Origin of the sequence: Amycolatopsis palatopharyngis, from assembly GCF_003385185.1 — a bacterium.
Lineage (GTDB): Bacteria > Actinomycetota > Actinomycetes > Mycobacteriales > Pseudonocardiaceae > Amycolatopsis > Amycolatopsis palatopharyngis.
In genome coordinates, this window is the sequence record NZ_PQHZ01000007.1 from 100,502 (window position 1) to 118,400 (window position 17,899).

15 protein-coding genes are annotated in these 17,899 nt (G+C 68.2%); 6 read left to right on the forward strand and 9 right to left on the reverse strand.

Annotation, left to right across the window (positions count from 1 at the left end; all coding sequences use genetic code 11):
• The first annotated feature begins 48 nt into the window (after positions 1–48).
• From D0C15_RS07565 to D0C15_RS07575, 3 genes are read left to right on the forward strand one after another with little or no spacing between them, the layout of a single operon-like run.
• Entirely contained in the window at positions 49–654 is a 606-nt protein-coding gene (locus D0C15_RS07565) for a TetR/AcrR family transcriptional regulator (RefSeq protein WP_116042043.1), read from the forward strand.
• Entirely contained in the window at positions 651–1,352 is a 702-nt protein-coding gene (locus D0C15_RS07570; RefSeq protein ID WP_116042046.1) for a mycothiol-dependent nitroreductase Rv2466c family protein, read from the forward strand. Before D0C15_RS07565 ends, D0C15_RS07570 begins: the two co-directional genes overlap by 4 nt.
• Before the next feature lie 23 nt (positions 1,353–1,375).
• Positions 1,376–2,206: a maleylpyruvate isomerase family mycothiol-dependent enzyme gene (locus D0C15_RS07575; RefSeq protein WP_245975622.1), complete on the forward strand. Its 831-nt coding sequence runs from the start codon at positions 1,376–1,378 to the stop codon at positions 2,204–2,206.
• A 115-nt stretch (positions 2,207–2,321) separates the two neighbouring features.
• On the opposite strand, the gene D0C15_RS07580 is transcribed toward D0C15_RS07575, so the two are convergent.
• The 3 genes from D0C15_RS07580 to D0C15_RS07590 all read right to left on the reverse strand — a co-directional run bounded on the left by D0C15_RS07580 (position 2,322) and on the right by D0C15_RS07590 (position 5,720).
• On the reverse strand, positions 2,322–4,145 hold the full coding sequence (locus D0C15_RS07580) for a Xaa-Pro dipeptidyl-peptidase (protein ID WP_116042049.1): 1,824 nt from the start codon (positions 4,143–4,145) through the stop codon (positions 2,322–2,324).
• Positions 4,146–4,262: 117 nt separating this feature from the next.
• Positions 4,263–4,694: a CBS domain-containing protein gene (locus tag D0C15_RS07585; RefSeq protein WP_116042051.1), complete on the reverse strand. Its 432-nt coding sequence runs from the start codon at positions 4,692–4,694 to the stop codon at positions 4,263–4,265.
• A gap of 87 nt (positions 4,695–4,781) precedes the next feature.
• Positions 4,782–5,720, reverse strand: a complete 939-nt coding sequence (locus D0C15_RS07590; RefSeq protein ID WP_162829940.1) for a neutral zinc metallopeptidase — start codon at positions 5,718–5,720, stop codon at positions 4,782–4,784.
• A gap of 190 nt (positions 5,721–5,910) precedes the next feature.
• Here D0C15_RS07590 and D0C15_RS07595 point away from each other — a divergent pair, with 190 nt between their 5' ends.
• Positions 5,911–7,953 carry a prolyl oligopeptidase family serine peptidase gene (locus tag D0C15_RS07595; RefSeq protein WP_116042374.1) on the forward strand — a complete coding sequence of 681 codons (2,043 nt, stop codon included), beginning with the start codon at positions 5,911–5,913 and terminating at the stop codon, positions 7,951–7,953.
• A 48-nt stretch (positions 7,954–8,001) separates the two neighbouring features.
• Here D0C15_RS07595 and D0C15_RS07600 read toward each other — a convergent pair whose 3' ends face one another.
• The 3 genes from D0C15_RS07600 to D0C15_RS07610 all read right to left on the reverse strand — a co-directional run bounded on the left by D0C15_RS07600 (position 8,002) and on the right by D0C15_RS07610 (position 12,032).
• Positions 8,002–10,848 carry a vitamin B12-dependent ribonucleotide reductase gene (locus D0C15_RS07600; protein ID WP_116042063.1) on the reverse strand — a complete coding sequence of 949 codons (2,847 nt, stop codon included), beginning with the start codon at positions 10,846–10,848 and terminating at the stop codon, positions 8,002–8,004.
• Positions 10,849–10,882: 34 nt separating this feature from the next.
• Entirely contained in the window at positions 10,883–11,386 is a 504-nt protein-coding gene (gene nrdR, locus D0C15_RS07605; protein WP_116042065.1) for a transcriptional regulator NrdR, read from the reverse strand.
• 289 nt (positions 11,387–11,675) lie between these two features.
• Entirely contained in the window at positions 11,676–12,032 is a 357-nt protein-coding gene (locus tag D0C15_RS07610) for a hypothetical protein (RefSeq protein ID WP_245975623.1), read from the reverse strand.
• A 598-nt stretch (positions 12,033–12,630) separates the two neighbouring features.
• Between D0C15_RS07610 and lexA the strand changes: the two genes are divergently transcribed.
• Positions 12,631–13,302: a transcriptional repressor LexA gene (gene lexA / locus D0C15_RS07615; RefSeq protein WP_211323119.1), complete on the forward strand. Its 672-nt coding sequence runs from the start codon at positions 12,631–12,633 to the stop codon at positions 13,300–13,302.
• Between the two features lie 32 nt (positions 13,303–13,334).
• Here the strand turns inward: lexA and D0C15_RS07620 are convergent, their stop codons facing one another.
• The 3 genes from D0C15_RS07620 to D0C15_RS07630 form a co-directional block, all read right to left on the reverse strand.
• Positions 13,335–14,414: a hypothetical protein gene (locus D0C15_RS07620; protein ID WP_425455367.1), complete on the reverse strand. Its 1,080-nt coding sequence runs from the start codon at positions 14,412–14,414 to the stop codon at positions 13,335–13,337.
• Positions 14,415–14,589: 175 nt separating this feature from the next.
• On the reverse strand, positions 14,590–16,020 hold the full coding sequence (hflX, locus tag D0C15_RS07625; RefSeq protein WP_116042068.1) for a GTPase HflX: 1,431 nt from the start codon (positions 16,018–16,020) through the stop codon (positions 14,590–14,592).
• Between the two features lie 54 nt (positions 16,021–16,074).
• The gene (locus D0C15_RS07630) at positions 16,075–16,578 is read right to left on the reverse strand and encodes an ArsR/SmtB family transcription factor (protein WP_116042071.1); all 504 of its coding nucleotides are present in this window, start codon (positions 16,576–16,578) and stop codon (positions 16,075–16,077) included.
• Positions 16,579–16,641: 63 nt separating this feature from the next.
• Here D0C15_RS07630 and D0C15_RS07635 point away from each other — a divergent pair, with 63 nt between their 5' ends.
• Entirely contained in the window at positions 16,642–17,898 is a 1,257-nt protein-coding gene (locus D0C15_RS07635) for an MFS transporter (RefSeq protein ID WP_116042074.1), read from the forward strand.
• Position 17,899: the final 1 nt, after the last annotated feature.

The following is a 17,899-nucleotide window of genomic DNA, read 5'->3' on the forward strand; positions in this document are numbered from 1 at the left end:
ACTATTGCTTGTTGACCGGCTAGTCAACAATCTCTAAAGTTCCCGGCCATGGGCCGAACCTCGGACGCACGGGAACGCATCGTCCGTACCGCCGCCCGGCTCTTCCTGACTCGCAGCTACACCTCGGTGGGCGTCGGGGAGATCTGTGCCGCGGCGGATGTCCGAAAGGGCAGCTTCTACCACTACTTCCCGGCCAAGACCGATGTGGCGATCGCGGTGATCGACCTGCACGCCGCCGGTCTCGAACAGCGCCTGCGCGAAGCAGGCGCCGCCGAGCCCGCCCAGGCGCTGCGTGGTGTCGCGCTCGCGGTCGGCCGTATCCAGCTGGGTTTCGAGGAGCGGTTCGGACAGGTCGTCGGCTGCCCGTTCGGCAACCTCGCCGCGGAGCTGTCCACCGCCGACACCGTGGTCCGCGAGCACCTGGCGGCCGTTTTCGCCACCTGGCGGCAGCGGATCGCGACGGTATGCCATCGCGCCGCGGCGCACGGCCTGCTGCGGAAGGGAACGGACCCGGATCGGCTGGCCGCCGCCGTGCTGGCCCACGCGCAGGGGCTGATCCTGCTGGCCAAGGTCGACAACTCGCCCGCGGTGGACATCGCCGAGGCGATCGATGACCTGATCACCGCCCATCTCGCCGAAGGAGCGCCCGTATGACCGCACCTGCCGAGATCGACTTCCACCTCGATCCGATGTGCCCGTTCGCCTACCAGACCTCCGTCTGGATACGCGAGGTACGCGCGCAGACCGGTCTCGAGATCAACTGGCGCTTCTTCAGCCTCGAGGAAGTCAATCGGGTGGAGGGCAAGAAGCACCCCTGGGAGCGGGACTGGTCCTACGGCTGGTCCCTGATGCGTATCGGTGCGCTGCTGCGACGCCGCGACATGACGCTGCTGGACGACTGGTACGAGGCGACCGGACGAGCACTGCACGTCGAAGGACGCAAACCGCACGATCCCGAGGTCGCCAGGGAGTTGCTCGCCGCCATCGGCGCCGACCCGGGGACGCTGGACGAGGCGATCACCGACCAGGAGACCCACGACGAGGTCAGAGCCGACCACGAGCGGGTGATCCGCGCTGGCGGGTTCGGCGTGCCCACGCTGTTCTTCCCCAACGGTCAGTGCCTGTTCGGGCCGGTGCTGATCGACCCGCCCACCGGTGCGGCCGCCCTGCGGTTGTGGGACCTGGTCACGGGAATGCTCGAGTTCCCCGGTCTGTACGAGCTTCAGCGGCCCAAGAGCGAGCAGGACCAAGCCGCCATCGCCAGAACACTCCAGCCGTACCTGAGTGGACGGGACTGGGTGAGCATCAACCGTGGGCAGGTCATTCCCTTCGCCCAGCCTGTCGGCGAGTGAGACAAGAGAAATAGGAGACGTCGATGAAGACCGAGATCCCGAGCATTCCGATGCGGCCACTGGTGGACGCACTCGACCAGCAGTGGCTCAGCCTCGCCGAACTGATGGCCGGCCTGCCGGACGATGCTTGGAACACCGCGACCGAGCTACCCGGATGGACGGTGCACGACGTGCTCGCCCACATCGTCGGCACGGAGTCCGCCCTGCTGGGTGAGCAACCGGTCGAGTCGGCGAGCGACTTCTCCGCACTCGCCCACGTGCGCAATCCCATCGCGATCTTCAACGAACAGTGGGTGGACATGCTGCGCGGGCACTCGCCGGAGCAGCTGCTGGACCGGTTCAACGAGGTCACCGGGCGCAGGCGGCAGGCGCTCGCCGCGATGAGCCAGGAAGACTTCGACGCTCCCAGCTGGACGCCGCTCGGCCAGGGCACGTACGCCCGATTCATGCAGATCCGGGTTTTCGACTGCTGGATGCACGAGCAGGACATCCGGACCGCGGTGGACAAGCAGGGACACGACGGTGGGTCTCGCGCGGAACTCGTCGTCGACGAGATCGAGCGGGGTCTCGGCTACATCGTCGGCAAACTCGGCCACGCGCCACAGGGCAGCTCCGTCACCATCGCGCTGACCGGCCCGGTCCGGCGAATGATGCACGTCCGTGTGGACGGCCGGGCGACGGTCGTAGACAGCCTCACCGAGCCTGCGACCACGACGATCACCCTGCCGTCCACCCTGTTCACCCGGCTCGCCGGCGGGCGGACCAACGCGGACGACAATCGCGCGGAGATCAGTGTCTCCGGGGACACCGGGCTCGGCGAGCAGATCGTGCGCAACCTCGCCTACACGATCTGACACCGCCGACGCTGGTCTTCCAGGCATCGCACTTTCCCGGGAAAGTGCGATGCCTGGAAGACCCAGCCCCAGGTCACGCTCGTGCGCCTCCGCGCTTTCCCGGGAAAGTGCGATGCTAGAACGCGGCGCGCAGTGCCTTCTGCCCACCGACCACCGGCAGAGTGACCGAGGTGCGGGTCAGGTCGAGACCAAGGCCCGCACCCGGTTCCGGGCGCAGCGTGAAGTCGTGATCGCTGGAGGCGAGCACGAACTCGAGCTTGTGGCCCGCCTCGAGCACGTAGTCCTTCGGCTGCAGGTCGAAGGACACCCGGTAGGTCTTGCCTGGGGTGATCGGCCGGGTCTTGGCCGGGTCGATGCGGTTCTGCGGATCCGTCCAGCCACGGGTGATCACAGTGGACGTGCCGTCGGGGGCCCGGTCCACCAGCACCCCGGTGATGTTCGCCGCAGGCTCGTCGAACGAGAGACCGAGTGTCAGACCGGGAGTGCCGCTGAGTCGCACTGGACGCGTGGCCGCCCCGGTGGAGTAGCTCAACCGGTTGCCCGATCGGGTTGCGTCCACCAGTTGTTCGATGGTCTTGCCCGCGTCGTCGGTGAACCGCTCGGTGCCGGCCCGGCCGGGGGTGCGGTGGCGCGGGTCGAGTCCGCCCTTGCCCGCACCTCCAGGCCGCGGGTACACCGTCGCGTCGGCCGTACCCGGCGCGGGCCAGTCGGCCTCGTCGGTCCACGAGCCGTCCTCGCGCTGAACGGTCGACTTCGGCTCCTGCTCGATACCGTTGTCCAGACCGTAGAGATAGTGCGAGAACCACTTGTTCAAGGTCGACAACCACACATCTCGGCGCAGCGAGTACGGGTCGGCGTGGCCGGACTGGTGCAGCCAGATCTTGTGCTCCACCCCGTGCGCACGCAGCGCCTCGTACCACCGCGCCACCTGACTCATCGTGACGTTCCAGTCGTTCAGGCCGTGCACGGCCAGCACCGAGGCCCGGACCTTGTCCACGTCGTCGAGATAGTTGCGTTCCGCCCAGAAATCGCTGTAGTCCCCGGTGACCCGATCCTGTTCGGCGGTCAGCGCATCGATCACCGGGCGGCAGATCTCCCTGTCGTCCCTGGTGTAGACGTATTCGGCCAGCACGTCAGCGTCCTCGCCCTGGTACCCGCCGGGTGCGACAACGGCGCCGTCCTCCCGGTAGTAGTCGTACCAGCTGGAGATGGCCGCGATCGGCACGATCGTCTCCAAGCCCTCGACACCCGTGCTGGCAACGGCGTTGGGCAGGGTGCCGTTGTAGGAGACGCCCATCATGGCGGTCTTCCCGGTGGTCCAGTCCGCCGTCACTGGCGCGCCCGCGGCGTCCCGTGCGGCCGCGCGGCCGCCCAGCCAGTCCACAACGGACTTCGCGCCGATCGTCTCGTTCTCACCTCCGGTGGTCGGGCAACCGCTGGATTGCCCGCTGCCGAGTGACTCGCCGTAGACCACCGCGAAACCACGCGAGGTGAAGTACTCCTCGTACCGCCAGGTGATCTGGGCCGCGCCGTTCGGCCCGGCGAGGCCGACGCCGTCTGCCTCGCCGCGCGGCCCACCCTTGCCGGAACCGGGCCTGCCGGGTACGTACAGCTCGACGTCCACGTCGTGGTTGGTGATGTCGTTGCCGCCCGCGTAGTACGGGCTGGCCTGGTACACCACGGGCACCGTCAGGCCGTGCTCGGTCGCGCTCGGCCGGACGACCTCCACGTGCACCTCGTCGTCGGCGCCGTCAGCGTCGCTGTCCACCGGGGCCGTGACCCACAGGCTCTCCCGGACCACGTCCTCCGGATCGAACACGGGCTGCGCCTCACCACCGGAGAACACCGGCCCGGAGGGGGGATCGGCGTACGCAGTGACAGCGGTCAGCGGCAGGGTGATGACGGCCGTCAGCAGGACGGCGACACGTGCGGCTCTCACAGAACCCCCAGTGGGACGGCGGCGGGCAGGGAAACCAGCCCGACCCTTCCGGGCGAACCGGTCGGTGTCAACGAGATTGGGCCACTTGCCAGACGAAAGGACCGTCCCCGACGGAAATCAGCCCTGGGCGATGTAGGCCTCCAGCTGTTCCTGGCTCTGCTCCAGCTCGTTCATCCGGACCTTCACCACGTCACCGATGCTGACGATGCCGGTGAGCCTGCCTTCGGTCAGTACCGGAACGTGCCTGATCCGCCGCTCGGTCATGACCACGCTGAGCGAGTCCACCGCGTCCTCCGGCGAGCAGGTCGCCACCACGGTGGTCATGATCTCGGCGACCGGCCGCTCGAGTAACGTCGCGCCGTTCTCGTGCAACCGCCGCACCACGTCCCGCTCGGACACGATGCCGACAACGGACTCGTCCTGGTCGACGACCACCATGGCGCCGACGTTGTGCTCCGCGAGCCGGGCGAGCAATTCGGCCACTGTGGCCAGCGGCTCCACCGTGGCAACTTCCGCGCCCTTGGTTCGCAACACATCGGCAATGCGCATGAGAGTCCTCCCGACTGGTGAGCTGGATCACGCCAGGTTACTGGCAGGTTCGGCAGCGGGAAAGCCCGTAGGCCCCACTCGACCGGGTCAGCGCACCGCGTCCGCGGCTGCGGCGAAGGTGTCACAGCCCGCGGTGCCGTCAGCGTTGAAGCCGGTGCGAGCCCAGGCGAGCTGGCTGGTCAGGGTGCCGTGCGTGTCACTGTCGGTCGAGTTGGCGAAGTCCTCGACCGCCACCTGCGCCTGCCCTTCGGTGATGGACCCACGCCCCGCAGCGGCGGCGAGGAACAATCCGGCGAAGCAGTTCGCCTGCAGCTCTGCCCGCCGAGTCAGCTCGAGCTCCTCGGCGCCGCCCTCCTCGGCCCCGGCGAGCTCCGCACCGAGTGAGTACATGATCCCGCTCAGCAGTTGCACGTGGTGGCCGTACTCGTGCGCGAGCACGGCGAGGTGCGCCGAACGATTGAGTCCTACGGTGGCCAGCAGACGCTCCTGCGGCATGTAGATGACCTCGTCCCACCCGCAGTAGAACGCCGTCGCCTCGGCCTCCTCCGGGGGTGCGCCGCATTCGCTGGGCGCATGCGCGTTGACTTCGAGCCCCGCCTCGTCGAACGGCTCCCCCGCGGCGGCCAGTACCGGCTCCCAGGCATCGTCGAGGCAACGCAGGCCGGCTTCGTAGAACACTTTCAGCTCGGCGCTTTCCGCACCGATTCCCGGCAACTCGCAGGCGACCTCGGGCAGCGCGACCCCCTCGGCCAGCAGCGGATTGCTGTCCAGTCCGGCGATCGGCACCGGCGCAGGGTCACTGCTGGACGGTCCGGGCTCGGAATGCACCGGATCAGCGCCGGTGGCGACGGGAACCGCCACTCCGGCGACGGGGGCGGGGGCCCTGCCCACCATGGCCACCACGAACACCAGTCCCAGCACGAGGCCGAGAACGCCGACGATGGCGAACGGCGAGTTGCGTGGGGGCAGCGAGGCGGCAGCGGACTCGGAACCGCCGACGCTACGTGCCTCCTCGGCAGTGTCCACAGAGCACCTGGTGATCAGATCGTCCGGCATCGGGCGCGCGGGCTGGTCACGATCCCCCGAGAACGTGAGAAGAGCGATTCCCCCAGATCCAACGCCCGTTCAGCATATCGATACGAGTGATCGCAGGGATCACAGGACGGGAACGGTGTTCATCTGGCAAGCACGCACCCCACCCCGGCAGACTGGTCCGATGACCGACACGACACCGGCGGACGACCCGCGCGACCCGCATCTCTGGCTCGAGGACGTCACCGGCGACGCCGCATTGGGCTGGGTGCGCGAGCAGAACGCGGCGACCGTCGCCGAGCTCACCGACGGCGAGCGGTTCAGCCGCCTGCGCGACGGCATCCGCGAGGTGCTCGACGCCGACGACCGGATCCCCTACGTCCGCAGGCGCGGCGAGTACCTCTACAACTTCTGGCAGGACGCGGCTCACCCGCGTGGTCTTTGGCGGCGCACGACCCTGCGGGAGTACCGCAGGGCCCAGCCGGACTGGGAGATCCTGCTCGATGTCGACGCACTCGCCGAGGCCGAGGGCGAGAACTGGGTGTGGCAGGGAGCGTCAGTGCTGCGACCAGGGTTCCATCGTGGGCTGGTCGAACTCTCCCGTGGCGGCGCGGACGCCACGGAGGTGCGCGAGTTCGACCTCGGCACGCGTGAGTTCGTCGAGGACGGATTCCGGCTGCCGGAGGCGAAGAGCTCCGTGGACTGGATCGACGAGAACCGGATCTACGTGGGTACCGATGTCGGGGACGGTTCGCTCACCACGTCCGGCTACCCGCGCCTGGTACAGGAGTGGCACAGGGGCACACCACTGGCCGAGGCCAGCACGGTGTTCGAGGGAAAACCGGACGACGTCGCGGTACACGGACTCCACGATCCGACCGAGGGCTACGAACGGGACCTGATCGTCCGGGCCATCGACTTCTACCGCTCGGAGATGCATCTGCGCACGCCCGACGGCCTCGTCCGGTTGGATCTGCCCGAGGACGCGAGGCCTTCGCTGCACCGCGAGTGGCTGCTGGTGCGTACCCGGTCCCCGTGGCACACGGGATCCGCCGAGTACCCGGCCGGCGCGTTGCTCGCCATCCGGTTGCGGGAGTTTCTCGACGGCGGCAGAGACATGGAGGTGCTGTTCGAACCGGATGCCCGCACATCGCTGGACTACTACGGCTGGACCCGTCACCACCTGCTCCTGAACACCCTGTCCGACGTGAAGAACGAGCTTCGCGTACTCACGCCGGGCCCGGATGGCTGGCGCTGCGAGCCGCTTGCGGGCGTGGGCACGGATGCCGCGAGTATCGACATCACCGACACCGATCCTGACCACAGCGACGAGTTCTTGTTGAACGTCAGCGGATTCACCGAGCCGTCGACACTGCTGTACGGCCATGTCGGGCAACCGGTGGAGACACTCAAGCGGGCGCCCGCGTTCTTCGACGCCGACGGCCGCACCGTCGAGCAGCACTTCGCCACTTCCAAGGACGGCACGCGGATTCCGTACTTCGTCGTCGGCGACCCCGGCGGCCGCCCGGGGCCGACACTGCTGACCGGCTACGGCGGGTTCGAGGTGAGCCTGACCCCGTCGTACAGCGGGGTGATCGGCCGGGGCTGGCTGGCTGGCGGCGGGACCTATGTCGTGGCCAATCTGCGCGGAGGTGGCGAGTACGGCCCCGAGTGGCACACCCAGGCGATCAAGCACGACCGCCGGCGGGTCTACGAGGACTTCGCCGCCGTCGCCGAGGACCTCGTCGCACGTGGAATCACCACCAAGGACCAGCTGGGAATCCAGGGCGGGAGCAACGGTGGCCTGCTGATGGGCGTCATGCTCACCGGCTACCCGGAGCTGTTCGGCGCGATCGTCTGCCAGGTTCCGCTGCTGGACATGCGCCGCTACCACCGGCTACTCGCTGGGGCGTCGTGGATGGCCGAGTACGGCGATCCGGACGAGCCCGCCGACTGGGACCATCTGCGCGCGTACTCGCCGTACCAGAACCTGCGGGCGGGGCAGGACTACCCACCGGTGCTGTTCGTGACCTCGACCAGGGATGACCGGGTGCACCCCGCCCACGCGCGCAAGATGGTCGCCAAGATGCGAGAGCTGGGCTACGGCCACGACCTTGTGCGCTACCACGAGAACATCGAGGGCGGTCACGGCGCGGCGGCCGACAACGCCCAGCTCGCGTTCAAATGGGCCCTGGTGTTCGAGTTCCTGCTACGCCAACTCACCTGAGGCGCGGGTGGGGAGCCTGGGCTGCCGGCTCCCCACCCGCGTCCGGTATCAGCTGCAGCCGGACGTGGAGCCGCAACCCTCACAGGCGTAGCAGGATCCGGCGGGGCGCATCTTGGTCCCGCACGTCATGCACAGCGGCGCGTCGGCCGCCTTGCCCAGTTGCAGTTCCACCAGCTCGGCGGTGGTCTGCGCCTGCCTGCCGTGCTCGTAGTCCTGGTCCTCGTTCCGCTCGAGCCTGCGCCGGGCGGCGCTGGAGTCCACGCTGCTGCGCAGTTCCTCCAGGTCCACGTTGTCCTGCCCGCCCGAGGAGGAACCGTAGTCGGCTTCCACCTGCGATGAGCGCTCGTCCGCAGTGAAAATCCCGAGCTGCGAACGCTTCTCGTACGGCAGATAGTCCAGCGCCAGCCTGCGGAACAGGTAGTCCAGCACGCTGGTCGCGATCCGCACATCCGGGTCGTCGGTCATCCCCGCGGGTTCGAAACGGAGGTTCGAGAACTTCGAGACGTAGAACTCCAGCGGAATGCCGTACTGCAGGCCGACCGAGATGGACATGGAGAACGCGTCCATGACCCCGGCCAGCGTCGAGCCCTGCTTGCCGAGTTTGACGAAGATCTCGCCCAGTCCGTCATCCGGATAGGACCCTGCCGTCAGGTAGCCCTCGGCACCGCCGACGGTGAAGGACACCGTCTGGCTCGGGCGCTTCTTCGGCAGACGCTTGCGAACCGGGCGGTACTCGACCACGGTCTCCGGCTCCGCCGCCTGACTGTCCTTCTTACCCGTGGACAGTGGCTGACCGACCTTGCAGTTGTCCCGGTAGATCGCCAGTGCCTTGAGCCCCAGCTTCCAGCCCTGGAAGTAGATCTCCTCGACATCGGAGACGGTGGCCGACTCCGGCATGTTGACGGTCTTGGAGATCGCGCCGGACAGGAACGGCTGCACCGCGGCCATCATCCGCACGTGCCCCATCGGGGCGATGGAACGTTCCCCGACGGCACAGTCGAACACCTCGTAGTGCTCGGGGCGCAGGCCTGGCGCATCCACGACGTGACCGTGCTGAGCGACGAACTCGACGATCGCCTCGACCTGCTCCTGCTGATAGCCCAGCGAGTGCAGCGCTCCCGGCACGGTCTGGTTGACGATCTGCATCGAACCGCCACCGACCAGCTTCTTGAACTTCACCAGCGAGAAGTCCGGCTCGATCCCGGTTGTGTCGCAGTCCATCATGAAGCCGATGGTCCCGGTCGGGGCGAGGACACTCGCCTGCGCGTTGCGCCACCCCTGAGCCGTGCCGATCTCGATGCAGCGCTGCCACTCGTCCGTGGCCAGCTTGCGCACGTTGACATCGTTGGTGTGCATCGTACGGATCTGGTCGTTGGCCGCCGCGTGCTTGCGCATCACCCGCTGGTGAGCCTCCGCGTTGCGCGCGTAGCCCTCATACGGCCCGACGACGCCGGCCAGCTCGGCCGAACGCCGGTAGGACACACCGGTCATCAGCGAGGTGATACCGGCCGCGAGCGCCCGGCCGCCGTCGGAGTCGTAGGCGTGCCCGGTCGCCATCAGCAGCGCGCCGAGGTTGGCATAGCCGATTCCGAGCTGCCGGAACTTGCGGGTGGTGTCCCCGATCGCCTCGGTCGGGAAGTCCGCGAAGCAGATCGAGATGTCCATCGCGGTGATGACCAGCTCCACGGTCCTGGCGAACAGCTCCGCGTTGAACGTGCCGTCGTCGGCGAGGAACTTCATCAGGTTCAGCGATGCGAGATTGCAGCTGGAGTTGTCCAGGTGCATGTACTCCGAACACGGGTTGGACGCCGTGATCCGACCGCTTTCCGGGCACGTGTGCCAGTCGTTGATCGTGTCGTCGTACTGCATGCCGGGGTCGGCACACTCCCAGGCCGCGGTCGCCATCGAGCGGAACAGCGATTTGGCGTCGACCTCGTCGAGCACCTCGCCGGTCATCCTGCCGCGCAGCCCGAAGCTGCCGTCGGACTCGACCGCCCGCATGAACTCGTCGGAGACGCGCACCGAGTTGTTCGCGTTCTGGTACTGCACGGACGAGATGTCCGCGCCGCTGAGGTCCATGTCGAACCCGGCGTCCCGCAGGACCCGGATCTTCTTTTCCTCACTGGCCTTGGTCTGGATGAACTCCTCGATGTCTGGATGATCGACATCGAGCACGACCATTTTCGCGGCCCGCCGGGTGGCTCCCCCGGACTTGATGGTGCCCGCGGAGGCATCCGCCCCGCGCATGAACGACACCGGGCCGGACGCCGTTCCGCCGGAGGAAAGCAGCTCCTTCGACGAACGGATCCTGGACAGGTTCAGGCCCGCACCCGAACCACCCTTGAAGATCAGGCCTTCCTCGCGATACCAGTTGAGGATCGACTCCATGGTGTCGTCGACGGCCAGGATGAAGCACGCCGACACCTGCTGGCGGGAGGTCGTTCCCACGTTGAACCAGACCGGGGAGTTGAAGCTGAACACCTGGTGCAGCAGCATCCAGGTCAGTTCGTGCTCGAAGATCTCCGCGTCGTCCGCGCCGGCGAAGTAGCCGTGCTCGACCCCTGCCTTGACGTAGGTCTTGACGACCCGGTCGATGAGCTGCTTGAGGCTGTGCTCACGCTGTGCACTGCCCACGGCGCCACGGAAGTACTTGCTGGTGACGATGTTGGTGGCGTTGACCGACCAGAACTCCGGGAACTCGACACCACGCTGCTCGAAGTTCACCGTCCCGTCGCGCCAGTTGGTCATCACGACGTCCCGCTGTTCCCAGGCGACCTCGTCGTACGGGTGCACTCCCGCGGTGGTGTAGACCCGCTGCACGTTCAGCCCGCGAGGCGCACGCGCGCCCTGCTTCCCGGACTTGCCGCCGGCTTTTGCTCCCATGGTCTCTGTCATGGGTCTCCCCTCACTCCCGCGCGGGGTGGCGGCATCAGTCGCCACCCGCGCTCCGTTCGCTCTCGTCCGAGTCGGCCGGACCAACCGTGCTCGCCATCGCTTCACGTAGGCCGGCGATCTCCTTTTCGAAGTCCTCGATCGAGGAGAAGGAGCGGTAGACGCTCGCGAAGCGCAGGTACGCGACCCCGTCGAGCTCGCGGAGCGGGCCGAGAATGGCCAGCCCCACTTCGTGGCTCGGAATTTCCGCGACCCCGGCGGACCGGATCGACTCCTCCACCCGCTGGGCGAGTTGCTGGAGGGCATCGTCGTCGACCGGCCGGCCCTGACAGGCGCGGCGCACTCCCCGAACCACTTTGTCCCTGCTGAACTGTTCGGTGACCCCGGACCGCTTCACCACGGCGAGCACCATCTGCTCCGACGTGGTGAACCGACGACCGCACTCCGAGCACGAACGGCGCCGGCGGATCGCCTGGCCCTCGTCCACCTCACGGGAGTCGACGACCCGGGAATCCACGTGACGACAGAACGGGCACCGCATCCGTCGGTCACCTTCCTCTCCAGCCGACCGTGCCGGCTCTCCCCCGGCTACCCCGCTGCGACCCCTTCGGCACGGAGCCGGGCTGGTGATCGACATGTGGACAGCCGGTGGGTAAATCCGGCAAAGCTGTGGACAACTACTGCAGATTCTACCCCAACCTGTGGACCAACTACAGGCATGTAACTACTACATATAGGGGTTGACTGTAGATCGCGTCCTCAAGGCGCGCAAGCGACTCAACTGGGTGAACACGGAGGTGTTCGGGCCGTGAGCGCAGAGCTTCGAAACGCTACGGCGACGACGGGGCGAGGCCCGGCTGATACGGCACCGCGAGGGGCAGTCCAGCGGGAACGGCGGCACTGTCGAGGTCGTTGAGCTGGCGGATCCGGCGAACCACCTCAGTGGTGTCGCTGGCCGGCGCGTACCGCCCGGCGAGTTCCGACAGCGTCTCCCCCGCACTGACGGACACCAGGGTGGTTTGTTCCGGAACCGGGGCACCGGCCCGTGCGACGTTTCCGGCGAGCAGGCCGAGCATGACGACCAGCAGAGCCGAGCCCGCGGCGAGCGCGAAGAGCCAAGGCCAGCGCACCGCGACCTGCCGGCCCGGCGCACACGTGGCCGGCCTGGCGCGGCTGTACCCGGCCACGACCCGCGCCCTGGTTGGCGGGCGACGCACCTCATCCCTGCGTGCGGGCGTGGTTGTCCTCGGACCCACCACCGGTGCGGGCTCGAAGACGGGACGGCGAACTCGGCCACTTACGGGCACCCGACTCGGGCGCGCACGGTGCACGAGAACCGACATGACGGAACCTCCTCCAGGTTCAACTCCGCGCTCGACACGACCACTCGGATGCCGCCTGCCCCGCCCGCCAGCCGGCAGACCTGACTCGAACACCCGTTCTATCGAACGCCCGTGCGAATGTGTACCACCCCGGTCCGACAAAATCGAGTACTCGCGGCGTGTCGTTCGAACAGATGTTTGAAATCCCCCTGGTGGAGGGCTAACGTCGTTATCGGCACAGATCAACAAGTACTGCTGGCACACACCGCTGGCACACACCGCTGGCACACACCGCGGTGGGAACCGCGACAACGAACTTCGATGGCCTGGAGGAAGCACGGTGGCACGCGAGACGACACGGCAGAGCAAGAAGGAGCCGGCCGGAAAGGCAGGCGGTGCCACGCGGTCTCCGAAGGCCGAGGCCGGCCGGGAGGACCCGGGCGGCGCTGAGGCCGTAGCCGTCGTGCGTTCACTGCCCGAGGTGGAGGACGCCGACGATCGGCTCACCGCACGGCAGGAGCAGGTGCTGGAGGTCATCAGGGCGTGGGTGGAGCGGTTCGGCTACCCGCCGAGCGTGCGGGAGATCGGCGAGGCCGTCGGACTGAACTCCACGTCGTCTGTGTCGCACCAGTTGCGCGCCCTGCAGCGCAAGGGCTACCTGCGGCGGGACGCGAACCGGCCGCGCGCCGTCGGCGTGCTGACCGCCGCGGTGGATCCCGCTGCCGTGTCGGCGGCCGCGGAGGAGCTCGAGCAGCTGCCCAAACCCGCGTACGTGCCCCTGGTCGGCCGGATCGCCGCGGGCGGGCCGGTTCTGGCCGAACAGGCGATCGAGGACGTCTTTCCCCTGCCGAGGGACATCGTCGGCGAGGGTGATGTGTTCCTGCTGCGGGTCGCCGGTGACTCGATGATCGATGCCGCGATCACCGACGGCGACTGGGTCGTGGTCCGGCAGCAGCCGACGGCCGACAACGGCGAGATCGTGGCGGCCATGATCGACGGCGAGGCGACGGTGAAGACGTTCAAGCGCAAGGATGGGCACGTCTGGCTGATGCCACAGAACGAGGCGTACGAGCCCATCGCCGGTGACGAGGCGAGCATCCTCGGCAAGGTCGTGGCGGTGCTGCGCAGGCTCTGATCACGGCGTTGAACGGCTCAGCGCTCAACCAGTCAGCGCCGCTTCCTGCGCCTGGCGAGGCTGCCGGTGCCGAGTACCGCCACCGCCGCAACGGCGACGGCTATAGCGATTCCGGGCAGCACCGGCAGTCCGGAGGACTCCTGTCCCTCAGCGGACGCATCCGGGTCCGACCGGTCGGGGTCGCCCGCGGCCGTATCGCCTTCCGGCGCGGAGCCGTTCTCCCCCTGCGGTACGAGTCCGGTAGCGCCCGGTACCGCGCGCACCGGCTGCGCGGTGCCCTCGCCGGCCGAAAGCAGGGTGCCGCCGGGCTCGAACGCGATCGCCTCGCCCTGGTTCTCCCCCGGCAACGGCACCCGGACCGGCGCACCCTGAAGTGCCGCCGCGATGTCGCCGCCGGGGACCCGGTAGAGGTACGCGTCGGTGTAGGTACGCAGGGCCACCACGGTGCCGTCCGCGCTGACCGCACCTCCTGTGACCAGTACCGAGCCGGTACCTCCCACGGGGCCGCCCTTGGTGTCGGTCGACTCGAAGCGCAGCGAGCCGACGTTCTCCAACGGGGTGGGTCCCGGGCTGGTCAGCGGCCCGGCGGGGCGGTAGACCTCGGAGGTGCCCAGGACGTTCTTGGTGATCACGTACGGAACCCCGGCCGGGTCCAGCAGCAACGCCTCGGCGTCGTGTGGCCCGTCGGGGTAGGTCAGCCGGTAGAGGGTGGCGCCACCGTCCGGACGGACCTCGTGCAGCGCCACTGTGTCCCGCCGCTTGCGGTTGTCACCGGTGTCGGCCAGCCAGAGCGTGCCGTCGCCGGCGCGCGCCATGTCCTCGACGTCGTACGGATCGATGGGATCGGTGATGGTCCGCTCGACCGAGCAGTCCCGGTTCAGCACGAAGACCTGGATCCGCGTTCCGCCGTCGCTCACCGCGTACCAGTGCTCGTCGTCCGCGGCCAGGCCGGAGAGTTCGGCGAGCCGCTCATCCGAGATGGAACAAAGCGTCTCCGGCGCGGGGACGTCCACCGCTCCTGCTGACGGGGCCAGGACCACCGGACACAGCACCGTCACCAGTGCCGCGGCCGCCGCGCGTACGCCGAGAACTGCCGACCGGAGCCTGATCACGGCTCCACGCTACTGATCACGGCGGGGCCGGTGAGTCACCGGCCCCGGCGACCTCGCGATCCAGTCTTCTCGCCACGTCCGTTCAGGGCTCTAGTTGATCAGCCTCGCTCCGCTCGGCGTGCAGCGGGCTGAACGGTGTCTTACGTAATCGCCTCACCAGCGCGCATCCGACCGTTCAGGCCGAACCGTTCGTCGCGTACTGCTCCAGCGCGGCGGCGAGGTCCGGATGCACGCGAGCGCGCAACCTGGTTCCCTCCGCCACATGCTCCTCGGAGACCACCTCGCCGTCGGCGTGCGTCCTGGCCACCAGTTCGCCCCTGGTGTACGGCACCATCGCGTCCACCACGACCTGCGGCCTCGGCAGACGCTCGGCGATCGCCGCGATCAGTTCTTCCACACCCGTACCGGTACCGGCCGAGACCACCACGGCGCCCGGCAACAGATTACGAAGGCGGGCGAGTGAGAGCTCGTCGGCGATATCCGCCTTGTTGATCACCAGGAGTTCCTGGGGCAGCGGCTCGGACCGGCGCTCGGTGATCTCGGCGAGCACCTCGCGCACGGCGTTGACCTGTTCCTCGGGCGCGGGGTCGGATCCGTCGACCACGTGCACCAGCAGATCGGCGTCGGCGGCCTCGTCCAGCGTCGAGCGGAACGCGTCCACCAGCTGGTGCGGCAGGTGCCGGACGAACCCGACCGTGTCGGTGAGTGTGTACGTATGCCCGTCCGGGGTCTCGGCGCGGCGCGTAGTCGGGTCCAGCGTGGCGAAGAGTGAGTCCTCGACGAGGACGCCCGCGCCGGTGATGGCGTTCAGCAGACTCGACTTGCCGGCGTTGGTGTAGCCCACGATGGCCACACTCGGTACCTCGTTGGCCACCCTGCGCCCACGTTTGGTCTCCCGGATCGTGTCCATGGACGCGATTTCCCTGCGCAGCTTCGACAGGCGCTTGCTGATACGACGCCGATCGGTCTCCAGCTTCGTCTCACCAGGGCCACGCAGACCCACACCGCCGTTGCCGCCACCAGCGCGGCCACCGGCCTGCCGGGACAGCGACTCACCCCAGCCCCGCAGGCGGGGAATCAGGTACTGCAGCTGGGCGAGTTCGACCTGCGCCTTGCCCTCGCGGGACCGGGCGTGCTGGGCGAAGATGTCGAGGATCAACGCGGTCCGATCGACCACCTTGACCTTGAGTTTGGCCTCCAGCTGACGCAGCTGACCAGGCGAGAGTTCACCGTCGCAGATCACGGTGTCCGCTCCGGTCGCGCGAACGACATCCGCCAGCTCCAGCACCTTGCCGGAGCCAATGTAGGTGGCGGGGTCGGGGCGCTGCCTGCGCTGGACCAGCCCTTCCAGGACCTCGGATCCAGCGGTCTCGGCCAGTCTGGCCAGCTCGGCCAGGGAGGCCTCGGACTGGGCCGCGGTTCCCTCGGTCCACACCCCGACGAGCACAACGCGCTCCAGCCGGAGTTTCCGGTACTCGACCTCGGTGACGTCGTCCAGTTCGGTGGACAGCCCCGCGACCCTGCGCAGTGACGCACGGTCCTCGAGCTCCAGCTCACCGGTCGACAGTTCTTCGTCGAGCAGATCATTGTGTGTCAGTTCTGTCATCGTCCTTCCATCGTCCCACGATTCGCCCGGAACACCGAACGAGTTATGCGGCCGTCATCGGCTGGGATAGAGAGCCGTGTACACGGCCACGCTCGATTCACCCGGTTGCGGGGACCGGTTCTTGAACTCCTCGAGCAGGCCGTAGAGCCTGCGCTCGAACTCGGCGTGCTCCGCGGGGTGCAGTCGCAGCACGAGCCTGCTCTGCCGTAGTGCATCAGGGCCGACCTCGGCGACCTCGGCGAGATAGGCCTCGAGCATCGCCTCGGAGATTCCCGAGGTCGCCCCGGCATCGTCGAGTTCCCAGGACAAACCCGTCGACAGGTAGGGGATCTCCTTCGCACCCCGCGTACCTCTCCGCTCGGGCAGTGCCCTGAGGAATCCGGTGTCCACCAGCTTGCGGACGTGATGCAGGGTCGTCGCGGGATCACGGCCCAACCGCCGCGCGAGTTCCTTGTTCGTCAGCGCTTCGGTATATGTCAACCGAATGATGCGCAGGCGTATTCCGGAGGCCAGCGCGTTCGCCTCGGCCTCGGTCGCCCTCCGTCGCTCTGCCGTCACGGCGCCAGCCTACGACCGGGGAGTGATTGACACTTTCCAATCACTTACGCCACGATCTCCTCCATGGCGCGCGACTCCCTGTGGTTCCATCGCGATTTCCGCCGGTTGTGGTCCGGTGACACCGTCAGCCAGTTCAGCACCTTCGTCAGCATCACGGTGTTGCAACTGCTCGCCGTGACCGTGCTCGGGGCCGCGCCGTTCGAGATGGGCCTGCTCACCGCGGCCGAGCACGCGGCGTTCCTCCTGATCGGCCTGCCGGCGGGCGTGTGGGTGGACCGGATGCGCCGGAAGCCGCTGCTGATCAGTGCCGACCTAGCGCGCGGGCTCCTGCTGCTGACGGTGCCGATCGCCTGGTGGGCGGGCCTGCTGACACTGACCCAGCTGCTGGTCGTCGCCCTGCTGGTCGGTGTGTGCACACTGTTCTTCGACGTCGCCTACCAGTCATATCTGCCGTTTCTGGTCGGGCGGGGCAAGCTCGTCGAGGGCAACGCCAAACTGCAGGCCAGCCAGTCGGTCGCGCATGTGACCGGCCCAGGTATCGGTGGCGCGCTCGCCCAGCTCGCCGGAGCCGCCAACGCGGTACTCGCCGCGGGACTCGGCTATCTGGCCTCGGCCGCACTGCTGCTCCGCATCAGCGTCGCGGAACCGGTGCCGCGGCGAGCCGAGACCAGGAACCTGCGCGCGGAGATCGCCGAGGGTCTGCGCTTCGTGTTCGGCAACTCCACCCTGCGCTCGATCACCCTGTGCACCGCGACCGGGAACTTCGCGGGCGGAGCGTTCGCCGCCCTCCAGGTGCTGTTCCTGACCAGGGAGCTCGGACTGCCCGCCGCAGGGGTCGGGCTCGTGTTGGCGATCAGCGGCGTCGGCGGCATCCTCGGCGCTTTCACCGCATCCTGGTGGAGCCGCCGTATCGGCCAGGCCAGGGCGGTCTGGCTCGTGCCGCTGCTGACCTGGCCTGCCCAGCTGCTCGTGCCACTGGCCGTGCCGGGCTGGCGCGTCGGGCTCGCCGTGTCCGGCTTGGTGATCGTCAGCTACGGCATCATCGTCTACAACGTCGCGCAGGTGAGTTACCGCCAGGCCATCTGCCCGGACCGCCTGCTCGGCCGGATGAACGCCAGCGTGCGCAGCGTCGTGTGGGGCGCGATGCCAGTCGGCAGCCTGCTCGGTGGCGTGCTCGGCGAGTGGCTCGGTATCCGGGGTGGGGTCTGGGTGGCCACGACGGGGATGACTCTCGCCGTGCTCTGGGTGCTCTGCTCACCGCTGCGCACGATGCGCGACATGCCCGGCTCCGAGGCACGACCGCAGCCCGTCTCGAGCTGAC